The organism is Mesorhizobium sp. RCAM 05104 (assembly GCF_059683645.1).
Window position 1 is genome coordinate 4,645,001 of record NZ_CM185033.1, and the last position, 2,500, is coordinate 4,647,500.

Genomic DNA, 2,500 nt, shown 5'->3' on the forward strand with positions numbered 1-2,500 from the left:
CAGTGGAAGCCCAAGGTTCGTCCTGGGTGACCACGTACCTTTTGTATAATGGGTCAGCGACTTAGTGTGACGAGCAAGCTTAAACCGCTAGGTGTAGGCGCAGCGAAAGCGAGTCTGAATAGGGCGTTCAGTTCGTCGCATTAGACCCGAAACCGAGTGATCTAGCCATGAGCAGGTTGAAGGTAAGGTAACACTTACTGGAGGACCGAACCCATAACTGTTGCAATAGTTCGGGATGACTTGTGGCTAGGGGTGAAAGGCCAATCAAACTCGGAAATAGCTGGTTCTCCGCGAAATCTATTTAGGTAGAGCGTCGACCGAATACCCCAGGGGGTAGAGCACTGGATGGGCTAGGGGTCCTCACCGGATTACCAAACCTAACCAAACTCCGAATACCTGGGAGTACTAGTCGGCAGACACACGGCGGGTGCTAACGTCCGTCGTGAAAAGGGAAACAACCCTGACCTACAGCTAAGGTCCCCAAGTTATGGCTAAGTGGGAAAGGATGTGAGGATCCCAAAACAACCAGGATGTTGGCTTAGAAGCAGCCATCATTTAAAGAAAGCGTAACAGCTCACTGGTCTAAATAAGGGTCTTTGCGCCGAAAATGTAACGGGGCTAAAGCCATACACCGAAGCTTAGGGTTTGGTCCGCAAGGGCCAAGCGGTAGCGGAGCGTTCTGTAAGCTGATGAAGCCATACCCGTGAGGGGTGGTGGAGGTATCAGAAGTGCGAATGCTGACATGAGTAACGTAAGGGGAGTGAGAGACTCCCCCGCCGAAAGACCAAGGGTTCCTGCTTAAAGCTAATCTGAGCAGGGTTAGCCGGCCCCTAAGACGAGGCGGAAACGCGTAGTCGATGGGAACCACGTTAATATTCGTGGGCTTGGAGGTAGTGACGGATCATTGAGGTAGTCCAATCTTATCGGATTGAACGGGCTGCTGCGTGGTTCCAGGAAATAGCTCCTCCTTATAAACCGTACCCGAAACCGACACTGGTGGTCTGGTAGAGTATACCAAGGCGCTTGAGAGAACTATGCTGAAGGAACTCGGCAAATTGCACGCGTAACTTCGGAAGAAGCGTGACCCTTTTCTACGCAAGTAGAGGAGGGTGGCACAGACCAGGGGGTAGCGACTGTTTATCAAAAACACAGGGCTCTGCGAAGTCGCAAGACGACGTATAGGGTCTGACGCCTGCCCGGTGCTGGAAGGTTAAGAGGAGGGGTGCAAGCTCTGAATCGAAGCCCCAGTAAACGGCGGCCGTAACTATAACGGTCCTAAGGTAGCGAAATTCCTTGTCGGGTAAGTTCCGACCTGCACGAATGGCGTAACGACTTCCCCGCTGTCTCCAGCATAGACTCAGTGAAATTGAATTCCCCGTGAAGATGCGGGGTTCCTGCGGTTAGACGGAAAGACCCCGTGCACCTTTACTATAGCTTTACATTGGCATTCGTAGTGGCATGTGTAGGATAGGTGGTAGGCTTTGAAACCTGGGCGCCAGCTCAGGTGGAGCCACCCTTGAAATACCACCCTTATTACTATGGATGTCTAACCGCGGCCCGTTATCCGGGTCCGGGACAATGTATGGTGGGTAGTTTGACTGGGGCGGTCGCCTCCTAAAGAGTAACGGAGGCGCGCGATGGTGGGCTCAGAACGGTCGGAAATCGTTCGCTGAGTGCAATGGCATAAGCCTGCCTGACTGCGAGACTGACAAGTCGAGCAGAGACGAAAGTCGGTCATAGTGATCCGGTGGTCCCGCGTGGAAGGGCCATCGCTCAACGGATAAAAGGTACGCCGGGGATAACAGGCTGATGACCCCCAAGAGTCCATATCGACGGGGTTGTTTGGCACCTCGATGTCGACTCATCGCATCCTGGGGCTGGAGCAGGTCCCAAGGGTATGGCTGTTCGCCATTTAAAGCGGTACGTGAGTTGGGTTCAGAACGTCGTGAGACAGTTCGGTCCCTATCTGCCGTGGGTGTAGGAATATTGAAAGGATCTGTCCCTAGTACGAGAGGACCGGGATGGACGGATCTCTGGTGGACCTGTTGTGGCGCCAGCCGCATAGCAGGGTAGCTATATCCGGACGGGATAACCGCTGAAGGCATCTAAGCGGGAAACCCACCTTAAAACGAGTATTCCCTGAGAACCGTGGAAGACGACCACGTTGATAGGCCGGGTGTGGAAGAGCGGCAACGCTTGAAGCTTACCGGTACTAATAGTTCGATCGGCTTGATCGTTCTCATTCCTTATGCCCATCTGACAAAGTCAGATGGATGGCACAACAAGACCAGCGAACAGCTCCGAGAGAGCACCCGGATAGGATCTCCCTATTGGCTACTCCCTCATCGCTCTTCGCTCAAAAAGCTTCTCGAATAACGTGCGTTTTGCCGACCTGGTGGTTATGGCGGAGCGGCTGCACCCGATCCCATTCCGAACTCGGCCGTGAAACGCTCCAGCGCTGATGGTACTTCGTCTCAAGACGCGGGAGAGTAGGTCGCTG

At 53.7% G+C, this 2,500-nt stretch carries 2 rRNA genes (both cut by a window edge); both read left to right on the forward strand.

From position 1 onward, the window contains the following. Positions 1 to 2,237, forward strand: a 23S ribosomal RNA gene (locus tag AC56QP_RS22780); it begins 573 nt to the left of the window's first position. Between the two features lie 154 nt (positions 2,238 to 2,391). Continuing rightward, positions 2,392 to 2,500 (forward strand): 5S ribosomal RNA (gene rrf, locus AC56QP_RS22785); it runs 6 nt beyond the window's last position.